The sequence below is a fragment of the Rhizobacter sp. Root1238 genome (assembly GCF_001425825.1).
Taxonomy (GTDB): Bacteria; Pseudomonadota; Gammaproteobacteria; order Burkholderiales; family Burkholderiaceae_C; genus Rhizobacter.
Genome location: NZ_LMDM01000004.1, coordinates 76584 through 101737 on the forward strand (window position 1 = coordinate 76584; position 25154 = coordinate 101737).

Consider the following 25154-nt stretch of genomic DNA (forward strand, 5'->3'; position numbering starts at 1 on the left):
AGCGGAAGACCCATCAATGCAATTCCCCGAGTCGTGGTTGCGTGAGTTCTGCAATCCGCCCCTTGACACCGCCGCGCTGGCCGAGCTGCTGACCATGTCCGGCATGGAGGTCGAGGAGCTGCGCCCGGTGGCGCCGCCCTTCAGCCGCGTGGTCGTCGGGCGCGTCGTGTCGCTGGCGCGCCATCCGAATGCCGACCGGCTGAACGTCTGCCAGGTCGACGTCGGCAGCGGTGCGCTGCTCAACATCGTCTGCGGCGCACCGAACGTGGCAGCCGGCGTGAAGGTGCCGTGCGCGCTGGTAGGCGCGGTGTTGCCTCCTGGCGAGGACGGCAAACCCTTCGAGATCAAGCTCGGCCAGCTGCGCGGCGTCGAGAGCCAGGGCATGCTGTGCTCGGCCCGCGAGCTGAAGCTGTCCGAGGACCACGGCGGGCTGCTGATCCTGGCCGAAGACGCGCCGGTCGGCGAAGACATCCGCAAGCACCTGTCGCTCGACGACACGCTGTTCACGCTGAAGCTGACGCCGAACCTCGGCCACTGCCTGAGCGTGCTCGGCGTCGCGCGCGAGGTCTCCGCGCTGACCGGCACGCCGCTGAAGCTGCCGACCTTCGCGCCGGTGCCGGTGAAGCACCGCGACGTGCTGCCGGTCAAGGTCGAGGCGCCCGACCTGTGCGGCCGCTTCTCGGGCCGCATCGTGCGCAACGTCGACACCACCGCGAAGACGCCGGCCTGGATGGTCGACCGCCTGGCGCGCTGCGGCCAGCGTTCGGTGACCGCGCTGGTCGACATCTCGAACTACGTGATGTTCGAGCTCGGCCGGCCTTCGCACATCTTCGACCTCGACAAGATCCACCACGGCCTCACGGTCCGCTGGGGGCGCCCTGGCGAGCAGCTGAAACTGCTGAATGGCAACACGATCGAGGTCGATGCGGCAGTTGGCGTGATCGCCGATGCCGAGGCGGTCGAGTCGCTGGCCGGCATCATGGGCGGCGACGCGACCTCGGTGTCCGATGCCACGCGCAACGTCTACGTCGAGGCCGCGTTCTGGTGGCCAGAAGCGGTGGCGGGCCGTTCGCGCCGCTTCAACTTCACGACCGATGCAGGGCACCGCTTCGAGCGCGGCGTCGATCCGGCGCAGACGGTCGAGCACATCGAGCGCATCACGCAGCTGATCCTCGACATCTGCGGCGGCGAGGCCGGTCCGATGGACGACCAGACCACCCGGCTGCCGGCGCGCACGCCGGTCACGCTGCGCGTCGCGCGTGCAGCGAAGGTGATCGGCATGCCGATCACGCAGGCGCAGTGCGTCGGCGTGATGGAGCGCCTGGGCCTGCCGTTCACGCAGGCCGACGGCACGATCACCGTGACGCCGCCGAGCTGGCGCTTCGACCTGCTGATCGAGGAAGACCTGATCGAGGAAGTGATCCGCGTGCTCGGCTACCCGACGCTGCCGTCGACGCCGCCGCGCGCGGCGATCACCGCGAGCGTGCGCAGCGAATCGAAGCGCGGGCCGCATGCGGTTCGCCACCTGCTGGCCGGCCTGGACTACCAGGAGACCATCAACTTCAGCTTCGTCGAAGAGCGCTGGGAGCATGAACTCGCCGGCAATGCCGATCCGATCCGCGTGCTGAACCCGATCGCGAGCCCGCTGTCGGTGATGCGCTCCAGCCTGATCGGCGGCCTGGTCAACGTGCTGCGCTTCAACCTGGCGCGCAAGACCTCGCGCGTGCGGGTGTTCGAGTTCGGCCGCGTGTTCCGCCGCGATGCGGCGGTCGCCAACGGCGCGTTCAGCGTCGCGGGCATCGCGCAGCCGCTGCGGGTCGCGGGCCTGGCCTACGGCGGTGTCGATGCGCTGCAATGGGCGGCCAAGGAGCGGCCGGTCGACTTCTTCGACGTGAAAGGCGACATCGAATCGTTGCTCGCACCGCTGGCGGTCCGCTTCGTCGCCGACGAGCATCCGGCGCTGCACCCGGGGCGCTCGGCGCGCATCGAGGTCGACGGCATGGTCCTCGGTTTCGTCGGCGAGTTGCACCCGAAGTGGCGGCAGTCGTACGAGTTGCCGCAGGCGCCGGTGGTGTTCGAGCTCGATGCGTCGGCCCTGCTGCAGCGCCCGCTGCCGCAGTTCCAGCCGATCCCGAAGCAGCAGTCGGCCTGGCGCGACATCGCCGTGATCGCCGGCGAGCAGGTCACGCACGAGGCGTTGATCGGCACGATCATCGGCGTCGACCCGGGCCTGATCCGCTCGGCGCGCCTGTTCGACATCTACAAGCCGGTCACGCCGTCCGCCGACATGGCGGCCGGCGAGCGCAGCCTGGCGATCCGGCTCGAACTGCTGGACGACACCGCGACGTTGACCGACGAGCGCATCGAAGCCGGTGTACACCGGGTGCTGGACAGCCTGAAGGCCCGCCTCGGCGTGCGCCTTCGCGGCTGAGCGGAGGCCGCGATGGACGACCACAACGACGACAAATCCCCGCCGCGCGTGCTGCTGCCGACGCTCGAGACCCCGACGCTGACCAAGGCCGAACTGGCCGAGCTGCTGTTCGAGCGGTTGGGCCTGAACAAGCGCGAATCGAAGGACATGGTCGAGGCGTTTTTCGACATCATCCACGGCACGCTGGTGAAGGGCGAGGACGTGAAGCTGTCGGGATTCGGTAATTTCAACATCCGGCGCAAGGCGCCGCGACCGGGGCGCAACCCCCGTACCGGGGAATCGATACCGATCAAGGCCCGGAATGTTGTAACTTTTCACGCGAGTCACAAACTGAAGGGAGTTGTGCAGGGCGACATACCTGCGGGTGACGACTTCGAGTAAAGTCTTAGCTTTCTCTCTCGAACTCCTTGATTTCAATGGAGAAAGCGCTTCCCGCCATCCCTGCCAAACGCTACTTCACCATTGGTGAGGTCAGTGATTTGTGCGGCGTGAAGCCGTACGTGCTGCGCTATTGGGAACAGGAGTTCACGCAGCTGAAGCCGATGAAGCGCCGGGGCAACCGGCGCTACTACCAGCACCACGAAGTGCTGCTGATCCGGCGCATCCGCGAGCTGCTGTACGAGCAGGGGTTCACGATCAGCGGAGCCCGCAACCGGCTCACCGAGCTGGTCCATTCGCGGGCGTCGTCGTCTTCGCTGGCATCGTCCGCAGCGCCGGACAGCCAGGATGCGGAGCTCGACGGTGAACTGGATGCCGAACTCGATGCGACCGGTCCCGACTCCGAATTGCCGCTGGCGGCCGAGCCCGAAGATGCGCCCATTCCGCAACCGGTCGTGATCGTCGACGAGGTGTCGATGACGCAGATGCGCGAAGAGCTGATCTCGATCCGCCACCTGCTCGTCGCCTGACCGGAACCACCGGATTTCCACGCTATACTGCGCGGCTTACGTCGGGGTGTAGCGCAGCCTGGTAGCGCACTTGCATGGGGTGCAAGGGGTCGCGAGTTCGAATCCCGCCACCCCGACCATAGATTTGAAAGTTAGCGGTCATGTCCCAATGACCGGCACCGATGAAAGAGAGCCCGCCAAGGCATGCACTTGGCGGGCTCTTGTGTTTTCAGGCCTGCGAGTCCCTGCCCGGTGGCCCCAGCACCCGGTACGGCTTCGGAAACCATGCCCAGTGGTCGTCCAGCCACACCAGCCCGTCGTACGACGTGCCAGCGGATTGGCCCGGTTCGATCACCTTCCAGGCTGCCCACACGCGCTGCGGCTGCAACTGCGACGCGATGTGCCGATAGCCACCGGGCAGGTGCCGCGACAGTTCGTTGTCGTCGGCCAGCATGCCGGCCGGTGCGAGGTGCAGCACGATGCGGCTTTCGCGCGATGCGCTGCCCAGGCGGGGCGGCTGCGACCACAGCGCACCATAAGCCTGCCGCGCGGCCCGCGCCACACCCGGCACGAAGGCCTTGTCGAAGTCGTCGTCGCGAGGCCGCAGCGTGGCCGCCACCGCGCCTTGCGAGTCGCTCACGAGTGCGCGCAGCAAGGGCTGCAGCTGTTCCTCGATCAACTCGATCGACACCATCGCGGCCTGTCGCGCGAGAGGTTCCACCTGCCGGGCCATCGCCGCGTCGGCTGCCGTGGCCGCCTGTTGCACCGCGTGGCTCGCGTGCGTGCGCAGTGCCTGCAGGCGAGGGCGCAGCGCCAGCAGCGACAGCACGCGCGCCGCGAGCACGCCGCGCAGCAAGGTGCGTTCATCCGAGCTCCCGAGCCACGCGGCCACCAATTCATCGCCGACGATCGGCAGTTGCGAAAGGCTGTCCGCATCCAGCGCCGTCGGCGCATCCAGCACGCGCAGCTGGCAGACCGGGTTGAAGGTGTAGACGAGCTGCCCGCCGTCCGCGTGCGCAAAGCTCGCATGCTCCGGTTCGCCCGGCAGCAGCGGCCCCTGCGCCTGGGCCGAAACCGTCCAGCCTTGCGAGGCCAGCCGGCGCGACAGCGCCTCGAAGCCGCATCCCGGGTCGAGCACGCGAGAACGACGCTGCGTCGCGCCGGAGGCTGGGTCCACGGTGCTCATCACTTGCCCTCCCTGTCTTCGTCGTTGAAGCCCGGATCTTCGATCAATCGCACCAGGATGTCCTTGGTGGTGCGCAGCGGCTGCCCGGTCGACGGGTCCGGCGTGCCGGCCGGGATCTCGTTCACGATGCTGCCATGCCGGTCGAAGATGCGGATCGGGTCGGTCGCGGTGGCGGCCATCACCTTGTTCATGTCGTCGCCGAGCACCAGGTCGACCGGAAACTCGGTGGCGCGCAACTGCACCAGGTTGTCGCCGGTGCCCTTCAGGCCCGGCAGCAGCACGCCCGGCCCTTGCAGCAGCAGTTTGCCGTCATGCAGCCTTCCGGTGAAGACCACGCCGCGCTCCAGGTCCTCGCGCGTGGGCTTCATCGGGTTCGGCCGTTCGGGGTGCAGCGCGAGTCGCTCGAAGCCGTGCGTCTCGCGCATCCACATCACCTCGAAGCGCACATCGGGCCGGGTGGCAACGATGCGCCGAATCATCGACTGCAGCTCGCCGGCGAACACCCCACCCATGTAGAAGTCGACGATGGCGAAGGTCGACTGGCCCGCTGCGATGCGCGCACGGATCTCCGTCTCCAGGTGCGGGATGCGAAGTTCGATGTCGGCCTTGCCCGGCCGCTGGATGAGGGCTTTCGGCACCTGCACGGTCTCGGGGAAGCCGCTCACGCCCCTCGACAGCATCTCGGCCAGGAAGGCCCCGCCTCGCTTGACGCCCAGCACCGCATCGGGCTTCACCTGCGCGATGTGCTCGCGCATCATCTGCACCGCCAGCGCGTTCTGCTCCAGCACGCTTTGCGCCACCCAGGTCTCGAGCTCGCCGTAGCGCGGCGGCTGGCCATCGCGCACGCGGTTGCGCAGGCTGTCGATCACCTCCTGTGCATCGAGCCGGCGGCCGGAGCCGCCCAGGTCGTCGGTGAAGTGCCGGATGGCACGAGCCAGCTGGTCGACCGGCACGTCGAGCGCCGCGGCGACGGCACCGATGCGCTGGTGCAGGTCTTCGCCGGGGCCGACGCGGCCTTCCTCGACCGCAGCGCGCCGGGCCGCCGTCTCGATCGCGGCCGACGCCTGCCGCTCCTGCATCGCCTGGCGCTGCGCGGCCTCGCGCTCGGTCTTCAGCTGGCGTTGTTCGGCACGCTGGTTGCGTTCGAGGCGCTCCTGCTGCTTGCGCCCGGCCCGGCCGCTGCGGCCCTCGGCACGCTCCTGTTCGCTCGGGGCCCTGGCCGCGCTCGACGCCGTCGGGTTCGAGGAGGAGGAGGGCGGCGGTTCGCCCGCCGGTGCACCTTCGCGCACCTTGCGCAGTTTCACCACGTTGACCTCGGTCAGGTCCACGCCCATCTCGATCAGGCCGTGGCCCGAATGCGGCGCGACCTCGCTGCGCTGCTGGCGCTGCGCGGGCCCGACCGCCTCCAGCCGGAAGCGCTCGCCGGTGCCCGGGTCGGTCCACACCCGTCCCTGCAGCTTCGCCAGCTCGCCGGCGATCTCGCCCTCGTGGAACACCACCTCCATCGTCGCGCCGGGCTTCAGCGTGCGCAGCGCGTGCGGGCCCAGGTTGGTGATGCTCTCGATGCCGGCCTGCATCGCCATCGCGACCTCGAAGATGTTCTTGCCCGGGTGCGCCGCCATCTGGTGCGGGCCGATCGCCATCTCGCTGCCCTTGCTGTGCGGCAACGGGAAGCGCACGTGCATCTGGTCGACCGAGTTGTCCGGCAGGGATTCGCCGAAGCGCTCGCCGATGAAGCGCCCGCCGCCGGCCTCGAAGTGCTCGACCTCGCTGGCGGGAGGCGGGCGACTGGCCTCGGAGGTGACCACCTCCGCGCCCGGATGGCGCTGCTGCAGTTCCTGCGCGCTCTTCAGCGACGGGCCGGAGAAGGGCTCGAAGACGACCGGCCGCTGCTCCATCTTCGGTGAGGCTTCCTTCGAGAACAGCCGTGCCGGCTGGCTCAGCCGCTCGTTCAGCGTGTCGGCCTGCGCCGGCGTCCGGGCGGCACCGGCCGAGGTGATCTCGCCGAGTTCAGTCAGGCGTGCGCGCAGGTTGTCCAGCGTGTTGCGATTGCGGCCGGCCTCGAAGTCGCGCTGGTGCTGCTCGTCGAGGCCCTGTGGCGATTCTTCCTGCAACGAGCGGCCGATCTGCTCGTGCGCCAGGATTTCCAGTTCCAGCTTGTTGCGATACAGCTCGGTCTGCCGCTCCACGCTCAGCGAGTTCCAGCGCCGCATCTCGGCTTCGTCGTGCATCGCCACGCGGGCGCTGGTGGTCTCGTCGTGCGCCTGCACGAGGTGCGGGCCTTCGTCGGCCAGGCGCGAGATCGGCATGCCCTCGCGCATCACGACGTAGGGGCGCCCGTCCTGCATGAGCGTGACGGCCCCCGAGTGCTCGCTGCCGAACTGCCGGTTGTACGTGTGCTCCGGCAACACCTCGATCACGGTGTCGCCCAGTACCGCGTGCAACGCCTCCGGCACATGGCGCAGCAGGGCCTGCTGCATCTCGGCGGCATGCTGTTCCGGCTCGCTGGCCGAGGCCCGCAGGCCGGGTCGACCGCTGCCTTCCGGATGCTCCAGCGAGTAGACCCGACCTTCGGGATCGCGGATGGTCACGCCGGCGTTGTGCGCGTTCTGCAGCACCTCGCGCGGCACCGGCGTCAACTGCTCGGCCACCTGCAGCACGTACTCGCCCTGCAGCGTCCGCCCCGCCAGCCCGTTGGCATGGTTCGACGGCACGTCGGAGATCACCGCACCGCGCGGGTACTTCTCGATCAGCTCGTTGATGTAGCCGATCGCATGCGCCTCGCTCAGCTCGGCCAGCTGGGTGTACTTGCGCGAGATGATCTCCTCGCCCGGCACGTAGGAGTCGACCCGCACCCGCTTCCCATTGCTGCCGATGTCGATGTACACCTCGTTGTGCGGGTGGCGCACTTCCTGTTCGTTGTTGAAGGTGTTGCCGCGGTCCATGCGCGCCTGCTGCTCATCCACCTGCTGCTGGGTGCGGTCGAACAGGCGCTTGCCATCGGTCGACTCCGGCGGCTCGTGCGGCACGGTCGGGTGCGGCTCCTCGGTCTCGCCCGGTCGGGCCGGGCGTGCGTCGTGCTCATGCTCGCCTTCGTGCTGCTGTCGCACCGCCTGGATCTCTTCGGTGCTGAAACCGGCGTTGGCGCGCGGCGCGGACTCCTTCGAGAACAGCCGCGCCGGCTGTTCCAGGTACTGCGGCTTCGCGGCCGCGCCGCTCTCCATCGCGGCGCGCTGCTGCGGCCCGATCGCCTCCACCTCCACCAGCCGTTCGCGCAGGTTGCGCAGCGTGGTGTCGTTGCGTGCCTGCTCCAGCGCCGCCTGGCGCGGGTCGAGTTCGCCGCGTGCCACCGCCTCGTCGGTCGAACGCGCGATCTGCTCGTGGGCCTCGATCTCCAGCCCGACCTTGTTGCGGTACAGGTCCAGCTGCGCCTCCACCGGCAGCGAATCCCAGTGCGCCAGCGCCGCCTCGTCGAGCCTGGCGACGCGGGCCCGGGCCGGCCCTTCGTGCGCCTGCATCAGGTGCGGCCCTTCGTCGGCCAGGCGCGAGATCGGCGTGCCCTCGCGGATCACCACCGAAGGCTTGCCGTCGTGGATCAGCGTCACCACGCTGCCCGATTCGCTGCGCGTCAGCGCACGGAACTCGGCCTCGGGCAGCACGCGGATCGGCACCTCGCCGAAGCCCGCATGCAACTCGGGCGGCACATGGCGCAGCAGTTCGGCGCGCATGCTGTCGAGCACCACCGGCTCGGGATGCATCGTGGCGACGGTCGCGTGGATGCCGCCGTGCGTGGCCACGTGGTCCAGGTGGATCGCGCGCGCAAGCCCGTCGTTGCCGCCGGCCAGGTTCAGCAGCGCCAGGTCGTGCGCCGCCTCGGTCAGCGCCCGCGGCTCCAGCGGCTCCATGCCGCGGCCCTTGCGCTCGGCGCTGATGTCGGCCTCCAGCCTTTGCATCGACGCGTTGTGGAAGCGCTGGCCCACCGCCTCGGACGAGCCTTCGCCGAAACCCTGCACCGCCGAATGCAGCCCGGCCTTGCCCACCTCCCACAGCGCGTCTTCGCCGCGGCCATGGAACTTGCCGGTGGCCTTGTCGAACAGGATCTCGGTGCCCTTGCCGACCATGCCGCCGGTGCCGGCGATCAGCGCGCGGCCGGCCCCGCGCAAGGCGACGGCGCGCAGCGCGGCGGCCGGCCCGCCTTCGGCCGACAGCGCCTGCAGCTTCGGCCCGAGCCCGGCGCCGACCTCGATCGCCTGCGACACCGCGGCGGTCGCCGCCCCGGTCAGCGCGCCCTTGAGCAACGCCTCGAACAGCGCGCCCACCGCATGGCCCGGTCCCTTCTCCCAGGTCTGCTCCTGCAGTGCGGTGCTGCCCAGCGTGCCGATGCTGCTCGTGATCGCGCCGATGATGATCTGGTCGACCACCGGATTGCCGGTGAAGATGCGCGCCAGCGAGGTGATCATGCGGCTGGCCTGCGTGGCCGCCTGCGCGCCCTTGGAGGCCACCTGCGCGGCGGCGCCCAGCTGCGCGCCGACGCCAGCCGTCACCGCCTGCACCGCCGTCATGCCCAGGTCGACGGCCGCCTGCTCCCAGCCGTAGCGTCCGCCCTTGATCGCGTAGTTGGCACCCATCGAGGCCAGGCCCGCCACCACCGCGGCGGCGATCAGCGGTCCGGCCGCGCCGCCGGTGGCCACGGTGATCGCGGCGGCGGCGATCGCGCCCAGGATCGCGATGCCGGTGGTCGCGATGTCCGCATACGAATCGATGACCGCCTGGTAGTTCTGCGCCACCTGCAGCGCGTTGGCAGTGCCGGAGACGAACCTGTCCTTGTCCTTGCCGGTGTAGTTGCCGCCGTTGTCGAACAGCCCGCCGCCCTTCAGGTGGCCTTCGACCGTGAAGTCGCCGGGCTTCACGCCGGCCGCCTGGTAGAGGTTCTGCTCGGTCGCCTCCATCGACTTCTCGCCGTCGCTGCCCGACGCGAGGAACTTGCCCAGCAAGCCCGTTTCGCGCTTCTGCTGCTGGATGGCGAACACCGCGGCCTCGAGCTTCTCCTTGTCGTTGACCGGCACGCCGAGCATCGCGCGTTCCATGCGCAGCCGGTCGTCTCCCGACAGCTCGGAGAAGAACGGGCCCTTGCCGAACAGGCCCATCTCGGCGTCCAGGTCCTTGCCGGTATCGGTGCGGAACTGGGTCCGCATCTGTTCGATCTCCACGCGCGTCATGCGCTCGGAGAAGCGGAACATCAGTTCCTCGTTGGTGCCCCAGTGCGAGTACATCGCATGCTGCATCGCCAGCGAGTTGGTCGTGGCCGAGGGCCGCTCGTCCTTCATCAGGCCCTTGACCAGGTCGGCACCCAGCTTGTCCTCGCCGAAACGGTCGGTGAACTTCGCGCCGAGCTTCTCGCGCGCCTCGGCCACGCGCGGGTCGTCCAGCGGCCTGGCCGCGTCGGGCTTGAAGTCCTTCGGAGGCGCCTCGGCACCGGCGTATTTCTGGCCGGCCAGCAGCAGGATCTGCGCGCGCTTGTCGCGTGCCTGCGCGCGGCGCGCCTCGTTGTCGGCCTTTTCCTTCGGGCCGGCCTGCGGGTTGTCGGGCGTGAAGCGTTCGTCGAACACCGCGGTGTCGACGTTCAGCGCCTTCGGGTCGTCGCCCTTGCGCTCGATCTCGACGCCCAGGCGCGCAGCCTGCGCCTCGACGCTCTTGTTGCCGTGCAGCAGGATGGCGGTGGCCAGGTCCTTGTTGGCACCGGTGATGCTCATCGTCACCGGCTCGGGCGGCGCCCCTTCGCCGCCGCCGACGTAGACCTGGATGTCGCGCGTCACGTAGGCCGCCGCCCGTTCCTCGTCGCTCATCGCCGCCACGCCGTTCGGGCCGGCGGCCTGCGCCACGTCGGCGTCCGGCACCATCTTGCCCAGCGCCTTGGCGACCGCGGCGCGGTGCTTGTCTTCTTCCTGCTCGCGCTGCTCGGGGCTCATCTCCCCGAGTTCGCTGCGCTCCTCCAGGTCGCGCGAATTCCAGTCGCCGCCGCGCATGCTGGTGTACTCGGCCTCGGCGGCGTGCACGGCGTCGGCGTCGCCTTCGCGGCGCGCGTCGTCGATCTTGTCCTTCATGCGCAGCGCGTCGGCCGTCGCGGCATCGCCCTGCAGCAGCGCGTCGAACACCTTCAGGTCGGTGCCGTCCAGCGCATCGCGCACCTTGTCCTTCAACGCCGGGTCGGAGCGGGCGAGCTCGGCCGCCTCGGTGGGCGAGAGGTTGCGCATCGTGCTCTCGATGCGCGACTCCTCGTCGTTGTACCAATGCATGGAGGCCTTCAACTCCGCCTTCGCGCCGCCGACGGCGTCGCCGGCCAGGTACTTGATCGCCGCGGCGTAGTCGTCGCTGTTGACGCCGAGGTACCAGCCCAGTTCCCAGGTCAGCGTGCGGCCCTTGTTGATCGCGCCGGGGTGGTCCTTCACGTCCAGCGCGTGGCCCTGCGGTGCGGTCAGGCCGTGCAGCCCGCCGGTCACGGCTTCTTCCTTCACCGAGCCGGCGAAGGCGCCGCGGAAGGCGGCATGCACGTCGTTGCCGTGCTTGTCGAGCAGGCTGGCCACCTTGGCACCCATGTTGTCGAGTGCGGGCTTGAAGAGCTCATCGGCCTTGGCGGATTGCTCCAGCTGCTTGACCTCTTCGTCGCATTGGCCGGTGATGCCCTTGGGGCCGTCGCCGCTGCCTTTCTTGCCGTCGCTGCCGGGTGAATCCTTGCTGCAACTGGTGCAGGCCTCGCCGCCTCCGTCCTTGCCGTCCGGGTTTCCAGGCGGCGGCTTGGGCTGCACGCCGGTGAACACGCCGTCCAGCGAGGCCTGGGCCTGGGCCTGGCTTTTCGCGAGCGACTCCTTGAACAGCTTCTGCGGGGCCGCCATGCAGCTCTGCGCCGCAGCGGTGACGCTGTCGCGCAACTGGACGGCCGACTTGGCGAAGGCGGCGATCCGCTCGCCCTGTTGCTGCTCGCCGCCGGTGGCCGCCTGCGACATGCCTTGCAGCGTCGCATCGACCTGCGTGCTGCGGCTGGTCGCGAGGTCGTCCTGCTGCTGTGTCTGGTCGGCTTCGAAGCGTTCGCGGCTGCCGGCGCTGCGCTCGCGCACCGAGGCGCCGGTGGCGGCAAGGCCGCGCTGCAACGGGCCCGGTCCGGTCTGCGCGAGGCGGCGCACGGCGGCGGCACCACCGCTCAGGCCGGTCGCACGCAGGTTCTGGCCGAAGCCGTGCACGCTGCGCCAGTAGCCGGGCAGCGCGCTGCGGGCCGCGCCGTGGACCGAACCGACGGCCCCCTTCGCGCCGCGCAGCGCCCCGCCGAGCACGGCGCGGGCCTGCGCGGTCAAACGGCTGCGGGCGGCGCGCTGCTGCGCGCGCAGCTGGTGCAGCAGCGCGGCGCGCATCTGCCGCAGGTTCAGCTGCGCGGCGGCGAACTGCGTGGCCAAGCCTTTCTTCGCCTGCTTCAGGGCCTTGCCGACCGACTTGCGCCCGGCGTCGAAGGTCTGCTTGCGGTTCGAGTCCAGGCCGCCGCGGTAGCCGCAACCGGCGTTGCACAGCGTGGTGCTGCTGGTGCTGGTCCAGGCCTTCATGACCTCGGTGTTGTGCTTGCCCAGCTCGTCGATCTGCTTCTTCGCCAGCGGTGGGATGCGGGGCTGGTAGCGCTCGTTCTTCGCGCCCTGCAGCGCCGACGAGGCGCCCTGGATCGGGTACCGCGTGGCGCGCTGGTCCGACCATTTCTGGATCGAATCCAGCGTCGTCTTGAGGGCCGCCGAGGCGCGCCCGGTCTCCTTCGCGAAGCGCGCGTTGTGCGAGCGCTCGAGCGTGCCGACGTTGGCGGTGATCATCGCCGAGGCAGCGGCGTCGTTGGCGTTGATCGCTCCCCAGGCGCTGTTGGCCGCCCGCTGCAGGCTGGTGCCGGCGTCGAGGAAGCTCGACTGGAGCGCGAACTGCGCCTGGCTGGCCTGCGCGTCGGCTTCTTCGCAGAGGCGGTCGGACTGCGCATCGAGCTGCGAGATGCCCTCGACGTGCTGCTGCGTCACGGTGTCGGCGGTCAGGCCGTAGCGGTGCGTCATCCACGCGGCGACCTGGCCGGTCTCTGCGGCCAGTGCCGCCTGCTCGCGGTGCGCCTCGCGGTGCAGGTCGGCATAGGCACTGCGCGCCGCCTCGCGGGCCGCGTCGACCGCCTGCGGGTCGCTGTCCGGTGCGGACGGGTGGGTGGCGGGTCCGGGCGCGCGCTTGCCCTCGTCCTTCTTCTTCGGCTCGGCGGGCCTGGCGGCGCTGCCTTCGCGGCGCGGCAACACGTCGGCCGGCAACTCGGCGTCGGCCTGCCATTCCATCTCCAGCGCTTCGGCATCGAAGCTGGTGGGTACCGCGAGACCGGTGTCCTCCGACGGCCTGTCCGGATCGGGCTCGACCTCGCCTTCGGGCTGCTCCTCGCCGTCGCCTTCGAGCCTGCCAGCCAGGCCGCCGGCCGCGGCGCCCTTGGCGGTCTTGCCCTTGTCCTTGCCGTCGGCCTCGCCCTTGCCGGCCGGCTTGTCCCTGGCCTCGCCGGGGCCGCCGGGCTTGGCCGCGGCCTTCTTGTCCTGCTTCTTGTCGTCCTTCCCGTTGTCGGCCTTCTTGTCGCCCGGCGACTTGGCGTCTGCCTTCTTGTCTTGCGTCGGCGTGGCCGCAGGGGGCGTGGCAGAAGGCGGTGGGTGCGACGGCGTCGCAGCAGGCACGGTGGCCTTCGGGGGCGGCGCAGGCGGGGCCAGCGGCGTCAACGCGGCAACGGCTTCCGTGGCCGAGCTCATCGCGACCGGCGCCGAAGGCGTGCCCGGCGTGCGGCCGGGCGCGTCGTCGGCGGTCGGCATGCGGCGCGCCGGCCTGCCGACGGCGTCGGGCGGCAGCGGCGCCTGCCACGTCGCCCCCAGCGGTGCGGGCTGCGGCTGCAGGTAGCGCGGCAGCGGGGCCGGCGCCGCGGCCGGCCGTGGCGTGGCCAGGCCGTCCGGCGCGGGATCGGCCTGCACGTGGGCGGGGGCCGGTCGGCTCGGCGCGGCAACGCGCCCGGCGGGCGCGGGTGCACGGCGCGTCGCCAGCCGCGTCATGGGTTCAGCCCGGCGCGGCGTCGGGCACGACCAGCAGGCCGGCCGGCATCGCCCGGCCGAGCTTGCGGTACTCGGCCGACAGCGCCGACAGCAGCGCTTGCGCATCGATGCAGCCGCCGCCACTGGCCGCGCGGGCCGCCAGCGCCACGTTGCGGATGTGGCCGCCGGCCAGCTCGCAGCCGGCGGCCAGCCGGTTCAGCGCCGGCCCGGCCAGCCGGTGGGCCTCGCCCAGGTGCGCCAGCCAGAGCGCGCGGCGCTCGTCCGCACCCGGCGCCGGGAAGTCGACGATGGCGTCGAGTCGCCGCGTGAAGGCGGTGTCGAAGCGGCTGCGGCTGTTGCTGGTCAGCAGCACGATGCCGTCGCAGGACTCGATGCGCTGCAGCAGGTAGTTGGTCTGCTGGTTCGCGAAGCGGTCGTTGGCGTCCTTGACCTCGGTGCGCTTGCCGAAGAGCGCATCGGCCTCGTCGAACAGCAGCATCGCCTCGGCATGTTCGGCGCGCGCGAACAGCTCGGCCAGGTTCTTCTCGGTCTCGCCGATCCACTTGCTCGTCACAGCAGCCAGATCGACGCGGTACAGCGGCAGCGACAGCTGCGTCGCCAGCCAGCCTGCGCTCAGCGTCTTGCCGGTGCCGGACGGCCCGACCATCAGCACGCGCACGCCCGGCCGGTAGCGCGTGCGGCTGGCGGCGCCCAGGCCGTCGGACAGGCTGTCGCGCAGCCGGCAGCGCTGCAGCACACGCGCCAGTTCGTCACGCAGCGCCGGCGGCAGCACCAGCGCGGCGTCGGGCACGTCGTCGGGCAGGGCCTCGGCCAGGCTGCCCAGTTCGCTGCGGGCGTGGCGCAGCGCACCGTGCAGGTGGGCAGGCTGCAGCGGCCCGTCGCCTTCGCGCAGCCGCGCCTGCCCGGCCGCCTCGCACAGCTGCGCGATGCGCGCGGCGCTGTGGCGGTGCTGCGTGGCCAGTTGCCAGGCCAGTTCCACGTCGACATGGCCCAGGCGCCACAGCGCGGCGCGCTCGTCGGCCTGTGGCAGCGGCACGCGCCACGCCGGTGGCGTGTCGCCATCGCAGGACCAGGCGCCGTCGACGCCGCTGGCGACCAGCAGCGGACCGCGGTGGCCGGGCAGGGCCGGCACGCGCTGGCGCTCGCCGGGAGCGACCTCGCTGCAGAACACCGGTTGCGCCTGGTGCAGCGCGAGCCAGGCGGCGAGTCCCGCGGGCGGCGCGATGCCGTCGATGAAGGCGGCGCGCCGGCCGAGCGCCCGGGCAATGGCGGCGGCGGCGCTGCGGGCTTCGCGCGGGTGGCTGCCGCGCACGACCAGCACGCCTTGCGCAGCCAGGCTGCGGGCGCATTGCTCGGCCTGCCGTTGCAGGCTCGGCGGCAGCGCATCGGCGGCCTCTGCCAGGGTGACGCCCGGCCAGTGCCCCTGCGCGCCCGAGGCCGCCAGCACCACCGGCGCGGGCACGCGCAACGGTGCGTCGGGCAGCGTACGGCCGGCCGTGTCGAGCTGCAGCAGCCCGCTGCGCACGGCCATGCCGTCGACCAGCTGTGCCAGGGCCTGCGTGGCGCTGCCGTTCTCGTCGAGGTGCAAGGCGGCCACCAGGCCGGCCGTGGGGTGCATCTCGCGCAACGGGGCCTGCAGCCAGGCAAGTGCGCGCGAGACCATCGGATCGGTGTCGGCGGCCAGGGCCAGCGCGACGGCGCTGCACTCGACCGGCAGCAGGGCCAGGGCCTGCGCCAGCCGATGCAAGGCCCGATCGGCGGACGCCGGAGCAGCGTCCGGCGGCGGCGCTTCGCGGGTGCGCAGCGAGGCCAGCCACTGCGCCTCCGGCGCGGCCGTGTCGTCCAGCTCGACCGGTGCCAGTTGCGCCAGCGCCTGCTCGGCCAGCGTCAACGCGGCGAGCGCGGGCAGCAGGCGTTCGGGGGCATTCATGGTGCGTGGCGACGGCGGAAACCGTCGAAATGAAAGCCGACGACGCGGCCGTACCACGGCAGCCAGCCGGGGTCGATGTCGAGGCCGAGGCGTCGCACGCGCAGGTCGATGTCGTCCAGCGTGAAATGCAGGTCGGCATGCGTCGCGCTCACCCCCAGCCGGGCCGGCCGCAGCACCAGGCGCCGCAGGCCCAGCCGGCCGGCGCGCCACAGCCAGCGCCGGGCCTGCGCGAGCCACTGCTGCGCATCGGCATCGTGCGCGGGGTCGGGCAGCGCGAGTGCCAGTTGCCAGGCCGGGTCGTCCGCGGGCACCGGCAGCCGCCGCAGCGCTGCGTGCAATACGCGCTGCGGCAGCGCAGCGTCCGATGCCTGCCGTGCGGCGATCCCCAGCCGCGCCAGCACCGGCAGCAGGAACAGCAGGCCGCCGCAGGTCGTCGCTTGCAGCCAGGGGGCCGGATCGTGCGCGATCCGGCCGAGGTCCGGCGGCTCGCTGTGCTGCGGCGTCGGCGCCGCGAGGGTGGGGGCGTGGCCTTGCTGCGGGTCGAGGCGGGCCCGCGGCGCAGCGTCCTTCGATGGCGGGGCGGTTCCTTCCGGTGGGCGCGCAGGCGCCGCGCGGTGCGCTTCGCCTGGCGCCGACCCGGTCTCGGCCGATGCCGGGACGGCTCCCGCGACCTGCGCTTCGCCAGGCCGGACCGGCGTGGCCGTGGGCGTGGGCGACTGCGCTGCGGACTCCGCGGGCCGTGGCGGCGTTCGCCGCGACAGCGACGGGGCGCCGGCTGCCACGGCCAGCAGGCTGCGCAGCCAGCGCGGCAGGACGGCATCGGCCCGCAGGCCGTCGTGTGACGGCCTGGGCGCGTCGCGCGGCGGCGCCGCCGCGTCGCGATCGTCAACGAGTGCGATCGACAACTGCAGCAGCAGGCCCGCGCCTTCGTCGGCCGTCAGCGCGGCGGCCAGCGAACCCGCGGCTCCCGCGCGCACCATCGCGGCCACCCAGGCCGGCACCGCGCTGCGCGCTTCCGGCAGCGCCGCCAGCGCCAGCAACACGCGCCGCCACTGCGCGGCCAAGGCCAGGCCACGCTGGAACTCCGGCACCGCGAGCGGCCAGTACCAGGCATCGCACGCTGCGCCGCGCTGCAGGTGCGAGCCCAGCTGCGTGCGCGCGTCCAGCGGGCTCGCGAAGCAGACGACGTCCGCGTCGGCCGCCGGCGGTTCGCCCGTGGCCGCGGCGACCGCCGCCGTCGTCGCCGCCAGCTGCCGCTCGATCAGCATCGACAGGGCCTGCGGCCCGATGTCGTGCGCGATGCGCCCCAGCGCCAGCCGCCGCACGACCATCACGCGCGCATCGTCGCCCGGCAGGCTGGCGCAGCGCAGTGCGTCCTCCAGCCTCGGCAGCAGGCGCGCCACCGCGGCCTCGCTCGGGGCGCGCAGCTGCAGCCGGTGCACGGTGCGCTGGCTCATGGCACGCGGAACAGCGTGCGCGTGGAGGCCTGTGTTCTCAGGCTGACCATCGCGCTGCTGTCGAAATGCACCCGCACGTCGTCGCCCAGGTCCACCCTGTCGGCGGCCGTGTGGATCACGCGCGCCGAGATCTCGGCCGAGCCCAGGTCCTCGACCAGCGCGCGCGCCACCAGCGCGTCGTTGCGGTACAGCAGCGCCTGCATCCCCACGCGCAGCGGTGCGGCATCCAGCACCGCCAGCGGGATGCGCAGGCCGGTGCTGATGCCGGTCACCGGCCGCGCCATGCGCCCGCTGACGATGCGGTCGACCGGCGCATGGCTCGCGAGCAGCAGGCACATGCGCACCACGTCGTTGACCAGCGCCACCGCCTGCGGCACGTTGTCGACGATCTGCGCGAACAGCCAGTCGACATAGCCCTGCATCTGGCGCCGGTCGATGTAGCCGATCTCGGCCCAGCGCGGCAGGCTCGACAGGTTGCGCAGGTTGGGTGCGGCGTCGAACTCCGACAGCATCTCGGCCCATTGCAGCCGCAGCACCGCCGGGATGCCGGAGAACTCGGCATGCAGGCAGCTGACGACGCTGCGCATGTTCTGCAGCTCGGTGGCCGCCGCGCGCGCCACATCGGCCCGGCCATGCCCGCCCTCGGCCAGGTCGGCAAAGCTGACCACCGCCTCGGCCTGCACGCGCACCGCCTGCCAGGTGCTGGTCGCGACCGCCGCGATGTTGAAGCCCTGCATCGCGCTCAGGCGCGGCGCCAGGGCCTCGACCTGGCGCGTGGCGACGCGGGCGATGCCGAGCGCCAGCGCATTCGCATGGACGGCCGGCTGGATGAATTGCGGCAGCGCGATGCCCGACACCGCCCGCAACTGCGCGCTCTGCATCAGGCGCAGCATCGGTTCCAGCCGGTCCAGCTGCTGCAGGATCAGCGGCGCACGCACGAACCAGTTGCTCGGCGCCTCGCGCAGCACGCGCAGCATGTCCATCAGCTCGTCGGGCGTGTCGGGGTGCTCGCGCAGGCAGGCCGGCACCGGCGCGTCGAGCAGGCCCGGGTCGACCGAATGCGTCGGCGTGGCCAGCAGCGTGTCGGTCTCGCGCGGGCGGATGTAGGCAACGAACTTCACGTCCTCGTCCAGCACCTTGGCGCGCCGCGCGTTGACGGCGGCGATGCGCTCCTGCTCCTCGCTGATCAGCGCACGGGCCACACTGACGTCGTGGCGCGCCTCGGCCAGGTCGTCGGCCACCTCGGCGAGGCGGGCCCGGCTGGCGTCGTTCTCGGTCTGCAGGTCGTCGAGCGCGGCATGCGCGCGGGTCAGCGCATCGCGGTAGGTGACCAGTCGGGCTTCCAGCTGGCGCAGGATGGAGATGGTCACGTCCGACAGCGCCACGGTCTGCGTGAACATGGCCGCTTCGTCGACCGAGACGGCATTGGCCGGCGGCAGCACCAGGGGCGGCGGGCGCGTCAGCGCATCGAGCAAGGCCGGGTTGGTGCGGAACTCCATCAGCTTGCGGCTGGTGGCGTTGCTGCCGGCCAGGAACGGGTCGCCGGGCAGGCCGGGGATGTTGAAGCCGTCGAGCAGCGCCGGCACCTCGCCGCTGTCCTCGGTCATGAACTGGTCCAGCAGCGTCAGCAGCGAGTTGACGGTGTTGCGGCGATTCAGCAGTGCGTAGTCGCGGGCCTCGGGCGACGGCGGGTTGCGCAGCCGGTCGGCGATCGCGGTGGTGCGCACCTCGGACGCGCCGATGATGGGGGCCGAGTAGACGATGGGCAGCGGCGCGCGCGGTTGCAGCAGCACGCGGCCGGAGGTGAGGGGCCGCGACGAGAGCAGGTTGGAGCGGGGCGCCACGCGCACGTCCTCGAAGCTGCCGTTGATCGCCAGGTTGGTGTTGATGGCCAGGCTGCTCGCGGCGGCGAACACGGTCGGCGCCGACGGCGGGGCGGCGGAAGCGACGGTCGCCGCGTTCAGTGCCAGCCCCCGGGTCAGCGAGGCCGAGGCCTTGACGGTGCCGAGGTAGTCGCGGATCTGGTTCTGCACCACGATCGCGCTGTCGGACTTGGCGATGGCGGCGAGCATCGGCGACACCGCCAGCCGCGAGGCGTCGGTGGTGCTCATCGTCAGCTGGCGCATGCGGTAGATGTCGACCTGCATGTGGGCGAAGCCGAAGTCGGTGATGTCGTCGGCGCGGTCGATGCGCGTGCGCAGGTAGTCGGCAAAGCCGGACAGCCCGCGCAGCAGCAACTGCGACTGCTCGTGGCCCGACAGCTTCCTGATCAAGGGGTCGCTGACCAGCTCGGTGTAGATGCGCACCGTGCCGATGCGCGACGACGGCGTCGGCGTCAGCACGCCGAGGTTGTTCTGCGGCACCAGCGTCGCATTGAGCAGCGGCGAGTACGGCGGGGTGGTGGAGGTGCGGTTGACGATGCTCAGCGGCCACAGGCGCTGCGGCACCGTGGGCGTGGCGGCGGGGTAGCGCACGAGCTCGCTGAACGCGACGGCGCCGTCGAAGGCCAGCAGCCGCACGCGCACCAGCAGTTCGCTCGCGACCTCGGCGAATGGAGGCACCGGCAGCGTCAGCTGGACCCAGCTGCCCGATTGCGGCAGCGCTCCGGCGCGCTCGGCGGACGTCACCGACTTGAAGGCGCTGGACGTGGCTGCCAGCTGCGCCAGGTGGTTCTCTCCCCAGAAGGCGAAGCGCGTCGTCTCGGGGGCGGTCGGGCTGACCTTGCCGACCACCACCGAGAGCAGGGAGCGCGGTGGCGTCAGTTCGTCCAGGTAGACCCAGATGGAAAGGCGGTCGCTGCCGTTGGCGGCCAGCGTGACGCCGTTGAAGTCGCCCACCGTGTGGCCCCGCCAGCCGGCGGCGTTGGGATAGTCGATGTTGAAGCCGCTGATCGGCACGGCGCGCGTCTGGGTGCCGGGGGTGGAGAAGACGTCGCCGTCGGTGCTGCCCAGCAGCTCGGGCAGGCTCGGCACCACGCCGTCGTGCGGCTCGAAGGGTGCCCAGAGGTCGTTGGGGGTCAGCAGGTCCCAGGCTTCGTCGCCCTGCACGTGCGCGCCGAGCGGCAGGAAGTTGCAGAACCACTTGGTCCACTGGAAATCGGTGCGCGCGCCGGTGAGGCCATAGGCGGCACGGCCGCCGAACAGCATGAACGACATGCCGTCCAGTGCCTGGTTGGCCAGGCCGACCTTCTCGGCCGGGATCTTCAGCATCACCCACTGGCCGGCCGGCGGCAGGTCGCCCATGCGGGTGCGCGACACGGTGTTGGCGGTGCCCAGCTTGATCTGGTCGTCGCCCCAGTAGGCGCGGTGCTCCCAGTTGCCGGCCGTGTGCCACTGCAGCATCAGCTCGGTGGGCGGGTTGTCGGGGTCGAGGCAGACCCAGGTGAAGATCGACCAGCCGGCCGGCACCGTGAAGCTCGGGCTGGCGTTGTCGAAGAAGTGCTGGTGCTGGCCGACCGCGACCGTGCTGCGGTGGCCGCCGCCCGGTGGCGGTTCGCCCCAGGGTGTCAGCGCCTCGTTCTCGAGCGCGAGCGGATCGTCGCGGAACGGGGGCACCGGCTGCGACAGGCCGTTCAGCGCGTGCGCCAGCATCGCGGCCCGGTAGCGCAGCCCTTGCCGCATGCCGAGCGTGCGGGCGCGGCGCAGCAGGTTCTCGTCCAGCGTCTGCTGGAACAGCGGGTCGATGAGCTCGGTCTGCAGCAGCCGCGGTTCCCAGGATTGGAGCGGCACCGGCACCAGCAGCCGCACGCTCTCGGCGGCCGACGGGTTCAGCGGCGCGAGCGAGGCACTGGCGCGCACCGCGAGGTCGAGCTGCTCGATCGGTACCGGCACGGCGTCGACGTCGAAGCCGGCCGGGAAGAAACCGCTCCGCCGCTTGGCGGGCTCGAAGGCGTTCTTCGGCAGCAGGCCGACCGGCGGCAACCGCGTGCTGAAGGCGTCGGCGAGCTGGTCGGCCGCGGGCGAAGGCTCGCCGGCCGCGGTGATCTGCTCGGCGAGTTGCTCGATCTGCGCCTGCCACAGCGACGGCAGGCGGCTGTTGCAGCCGAGCGGGCCGCCCAGGCCCGCGGCGGGCGCAAACAGGCGCGCATCGCGCGCCCGGCCGCCGTCGCGCACGACGCTGGCGCGGTCCAGCCACAGCGGCAGCCGGGCGGCGTCGAGGTTCACCAGCGCGATCGGCACGCCCCAGTCTTCCCAGGGCAGGGTGGCGTCGACGTCGAGCTCGCTTTCGGCCTGGAAGATGCTCCAGGCGAGGGCGTTGCGCCACTGGGCCGCGGGCAGGTCCGGCAGCGGGCGCCACTCGGGCGGCCAGGCGAACCACAGCAGGCGCACCGCATCGGCGCTGCGCCAGTCGACATGCGACTCGGCGTTGTTGACCGTGCCTTCGTCGCAGGCGTTGTGCTCGCACGGGTCCGACGGGTCGAGCGGCGTGGTCTCGACGCGCACCGGCTGCAACAGCAGCACGCCGACCGGCGGCAGCGTCGCGAGCGAGGCCGCGGCCAGTTCGCCGAGCGAGATGCCGATCCCGCGCGGGCGCAGGCTGGGCGGCAGGTCTGCGTCGCCCGGACCGACGCCGCTGCCGTCGACGAAGAAGCCGGGCGGCGCGACCACCGGCACGTCGGCCAGCAGGCACTGGAGCGAGCGGGTCAGCACCACGTCTTCGCCGCTGGTGGCCAGGCCGCGGCCCGGCGACAGGTGCAGTTGCGTGGCGGCGAAGCCATCGCCGGTGACGGCCGGCTGCGCCATCAGCTCGAGGCCGTCGACGATGCCGGCGACCCAGTCCTGGCCGCGCTTGGCCAGGTGGCCCGCGGCCCAGTCCTGCGACTGCTGAAGCGCGTTCTGCGTCAGCGCACGGCCGGGGAAGATGTGCGGCCGCCGCAGCCAGGCCGCGGCGGCCTCGGCGGCATCGGCCGGCGACAACGCGATGACGCGCTCTCCGGGCACCGGGTCGCGAACGGGGGTGATGCTCACGGCAGTTCTCCTGGCTGGTCGGTTCGGGGCGGCGGCTCAGCGGCCGGTGCGCGGCGCCTTGGTCCTGGGCTTGGCCGTGGCGGCTTTGCTGGCAGCGCCCTTCTTCGGCGCGGCCTTGGCGGTCGCGGCCTTGGCGACGGCCTTCTTCGCGACCGGCTTCACGACGGCGGTCGGCGCCGTGACGATCACGCGGGGCGCGACGACCGGTGGCGGCGAGATCGGCGGTGTCACGACGGGGATCGAGACCGGCGGCTTGACGATCGGGGGCCGGGGTGCCGGTGGCGCGGTCGGCGTGGCAGGCGTTGCTGCGGGCGGCGCGGGCGCGGGTACGGGTACGGGCACAGGTGGGGGCGGGGGCACGGGCACCGCCGGGCCGGCCGGCGGTGTCGGCGTTGCCGCGTCGACCTCGGTCTCGGTCTCGGTCTGGGCCTTGGGCCCGGCGATGCGCGTCAGCCGTGCCGACAACTGCGGCAGCTGCCCGGCGGGGGCGCTGCGCGCGTTGGTGTCGAGCTTGCGCCAGGCGTCGTTGCCGGCCAGCGTGGCGAGGGCGCTCTTGCTGACCGCCCCGTCGGCGCTCTTCTCCAGCCGCAGCAGCCCGCTGCCCACGCTGCCGTTGCTGATCTCGGCGCCGAGGCTCAGCACCTTGGCCTGGTCGAGCCCGCCGGTCCCTTCGGTGCCGCCCGCCTGGGTCGCTTGTGCGGTCAAGGCGCCCAGCGTCGCGGCCGTCAGCGTCGGCGAGGCCGAGACACGCGGCGATGCCAGCAGCGAGATCACCGACGAGGCCGCCTTGGTGCTGGCGCTGCCCAGCACCTTGGCCAGCGACGCATCGAGGCCGAGCGAGCCGATGCGCGCACGCACCGCGGTCTCGATCGCCAGTTCGTTGGCGCCGGCCACCGCCACCGGCGCGCCGACCAGGTCGTCGCGGTACGCGAGGTTGCGCCGTCGCACGAACCACAGCGTCGGCAGCTGCGCCAGCCGTGCCCACTCGGCATCCGCCGGGTTCGCCGGGTCGACCGCCGGCAAGGGCAGCGGCAGGCGCAGGCGCTGCAGGATCTCCAGCGGCTTGCGTTGCGCGACCCGGTTCGGGGCGACCGGCTTCAGCGCGCGGCTGCGCGTCTGCAGCTTGGCCAGCACGCTGCGGAAATCGTTGCGCGGCACCGGCGCGAGCACCAGCACGGCGGTCAGGTCGAGCGCGGCATCGCTGGCCAGGAAGTCGATCGGCGGCAGCGCGAGCGACTCCTCCACCAGCGCTGGCAGCTCGTCGTCCGGGATGATCGAGAAGTCGACGTCGACCTCGGCCGGGAAGTAGCGCTGCGTGAAGTCGCGCACGTCGATGGTGCCCGGTGGCAGCGGGCCGGCCGGCGGCAGCGCGGGGAACTGCGTGGCGGCCGGGAAGCTGCGGCCGTGCAGTTGCGCCACCACGTCGGCCAGGTGCACCTGGTGCTGCATCAGGTGCGCAAGCCGCAGCGCGCGCGGCGCGAAGCCGAGGCCGGGCAGGTCGCCGCGCGAGGCGCCGAGCTCGCGCCGCACCAGCGCTTCGTCGACCCACACCAGGCTGTTCGCTTGCAGCGCCAGCATCGCCAGCGGCAGCACGTTGACGGAGGTGCTGTCGCGCTGCGACAGCGTGAAGATGGTGCGCGCCGCCTTGCCGCGCCGTGCCAGCAGGTCGTCGGGCGCACCATCGTCCTGGTAGGGAATCAGCACGATGGCCGCGGCTTCCAGCACGTCGCCGTCTTCCACGGTGCGCGGCCCGGTCAGCGAGCTCGGGTAGGCGCCGATCGGGTTGCCGGTGAACTCGACCGGGCGCAGCGCGAGGATGAACAGGCCGGTGCGGCTGCGCAGCGGTGCGGCCGGCAGGCGCGACAGCCCGAAGCTCACCGACAACTGCTCGGCCAGCGGGATGTCGGCCAGGTTCAGGTTCACCTCGTGCGGCAGCAGCACCAGTTCGCCGGCCGGCGTGATGCCCTGGCCGGCCGCGATCTTCAGCGACTGCGGGGTGGCGCCTGCATCGACATACAGGCCGCCGGCCACGCCGCTGCCGGCGGCCCGGCCGAGGTCGGCCTCGCGGGTCAGGAAGTACTGCTGGTCGCGGATCAGGTCGCGCGCCGCGAGGAAGCGGCCGTCGAAGTAGCGCGGCCGCTCGCGCCGCGGGTCCTGCACCAGCACGCCGCGCGAGCGCAGCTGGGGCACCTCGGCCGGGTCGACGAGTTCGCGCGCTGCGCCTCGGGTGAAGTTGATCGCCATGGCTGGAAGCTCCGTCAATGCAGGTCAGGCCCCGGCCCATTGCGCGAACAGCGCGGCGGGGGGAAGGAAGCGGCGTCCGAAGTTGTCGACCGCCGGCGCGCCGGCGCCGCGCACCGGCGGGTTGGCGTTGTCCACCGGCAGCAGCACGCGGGCGAGGAAGATCGCGCTGCGGTCGATGCCGGGCGGCTGCTCGGGCGAGGGCGCGAGGCCGCCGCTGCCGCCCGCATGGCCGCTCGTGCCATAGGCCGCGAACACCGCGTCCTGCAACGCGTTGCGGCGTGCCGCGGCGGCGCCGGTCGGGTCGCCCAGCACCTCGGCGGCCGGCGGCAAGGGCAGGCCGCTGTAGGCGTCGTCGAGGCCGGCACGCGGCAGCAGTTGCAGCTCGTAGGCGTCGCGCAGGCGCGAGGTCGACACCGCATTCAGCGCGTCGAACGGTCCGCCCGCAAAGCTGGGCGAGAGCCCGATCGGGCAGGCCGCGAAGCGCAGGTAGACGTCGGCCACCACCGCCCGCGCCGGCAGCGGCGTGGCCGCCTCGGTGAAGCGTTGCGAGACGAAGCGCCCGGGCGTGCCGTAGGCCGACGCGAACAGCAGGTCGCCGCCGTCGGCCGCCTGCGTCGCGGCGTACCAGGCGTCCAGCCGCACGCAGGCCGGCCGCACCAGCTCGACCAGCCGGCCGAGCCGGTCCACCGCGAGGCCGGGCTGCACGCGGATCTCCTCGACCTGGCCCGCCGCGGCCGGCAGGTGCTCCACCTGCAGGCCTGCCAGCGTGCCGCCGCCGGCCAGGAAGGCGAGCGCGCGGGCGAGCCGGCCGCGGTGGTAGGTCTGCTCGTCGGTGAAGTCCTGCGCGTCCAGCAGCATGCCGGTCGCGAACGCGGGGCGTTCGGCGCGGGGCTGTGCGTACAGCGGGTCGGCGTCTTGGGCTTGGAGGCTCATGGTGGGTGACCTTGATGAGGCGGAGGGGGTGGA

10 protein-coding genes and 1 tRNA gene are annotated in these 25154 nt (G+C 72.0%); 4 read left to right on the plus strand and 7 right to left on the minus strand.

Going from position 1 to position 25154, the window contains the following annotated elements; all coding sequences use genetic code 11:
• Positions 1-16 precede the first annotated feature (16 nt).
• The 4 genes from pheT to ASC98_RS05195 all read left to right on the plus strand — a co-directional run bounded on the left by pheT (position 17) and on the right by ASC98_RS05195 (position 3458).
• Positions 17-2431: a phenylalanine--tRNA ligase subunit beta gene (gene pheT, locus ASC98_RS05180; protein WP_056808409.1), complete on the plus strand. Its 2415-nt coding sequence runs from the start codon at positions 17-19 to the stop codon at positions 2429-2431.
• A 12-nt stretch (positions 2432-2443) separates the two neighbouring features.
• The gene (locus ASC98_RS05185; RefSeq protein ID WP_056808411.1) at positions 2444-2812 is read left to right on the plus strand and encodes an integration host factor subunit alpha; all 369 of its coding nucleotides are present in this window, start codon (positions 2444-2446) and stop codon (positions 2810-2812) included.
• 35 nt (positions 2813-2847) lie between these two features.
• Positions 2848-3339 carry a MerR family transcriptional regulator gene (locus ASC98_RS05190; protein ID WP_056808413.1) on the plus strand — a complete coding sequence of 164 codons (492 nt, stop codon included), beginning with the start codon at positions 2848-2850 and terminating at the stop codon, positions 3337-3339.
• A 42-nt stretch (positions 3340-3381) separates the two neighbouring features.
• A tRNA-Pro gene (locus ASC98_RS05195) sits at positions 3382-3458 on the plus strand.
• An 89-nt stretch (positions 3459-3547) separates the two neighbouring features.
• Here the strand turns inward: ASC98_RS05195 and ASC98_RS05200 are convergent.
• From ASC98_RS05200 to ASC98_RS05230, 7 genes are read right to left on the minus strand one after another with little or no spacing between them, the layout of a single operon-like run.
• Entirely contained in the window at positions 3548-4504 is a 957-nt protein-coding gene (locus ASC98_RS05200; protein ID WP_056808415.1) for a hypothetical protein, read from the minus strand.
• Positions 4504-13590 (minus strand): hypothetical protein, encoded by a 9087-nt coding sequence (locus ASC98_RS05205; RefSeq protein ID WP_157597910.1) that lies wholly within the window; start codon positions 13588-13590, stop codon positions 4504-4506. Before ASC98_RS05205 ends, ASC98_RS05200 begins: the two co-directional genes overlap by 1 nt.
• 4 nt (positions 13591-13594) lie before the next feature.
• Complete coding sequence (locus tag ASC98_RS05210) at positions 13595-15520, minus strand: ATP-binding protein (RefSeq protein ID WP_056808419.1); 1926 nt, start codon at positions 15518-15520, stop codon at positions 13595-13597.
• The gene (locus ASC98_RS05215) at positions 15517-16977 is read right to left on the minus strand and encodes a hypothetical protein (RefSeq protein ID WP_056808421.1); all 1461 of its coding nucleotides are present in this window, start codon (positions 16975-16977) and stop codon (positions 15517-15519) included. The genes ASC98_RS05210 and ASC98_RS05215 overlap by 4 nt, the downstream gene beginning before the upstream one ends.
• Positions 16974-21944 carry a hypothetical protein gene (locus ASC98_RS05220; protein WP_056819714.1) on the minus strand — a complete coding sequence of 1657 codons (4971 nt, stop codon included), beginning with the start codon at positions 21942-21944 and terminating at the stop codon, positions 16974-16976. Before ASC98_RS05220 ends, ASC98_RS05215 begins: the two co-directional genes overlap by 4 nt.
• Positions 21945-21980: 36 nt before the next feature.
• A complete protein-coding gene (locus ASC98_RS05225; protein ID WP_200953010.1) occupies positions 21981-24188 on the minus strand; it encodes a hypothetical protein in 2208 nt (735 codons plus the stop codon).
• Between the two features lie 24 nt (positions 24189-24212).
• Positions 24213-25121, minus strand: a complete 909-nt coding sequence (locus tag ASC98_RS05230; protein WP_056808426.1) for a hypothetical protein — start codon at positions 25119-25121, stop codon at positions 24213-24215.
• Between the last annotated feature and the right edge of the window lie 33 nt (positions 25122-25154).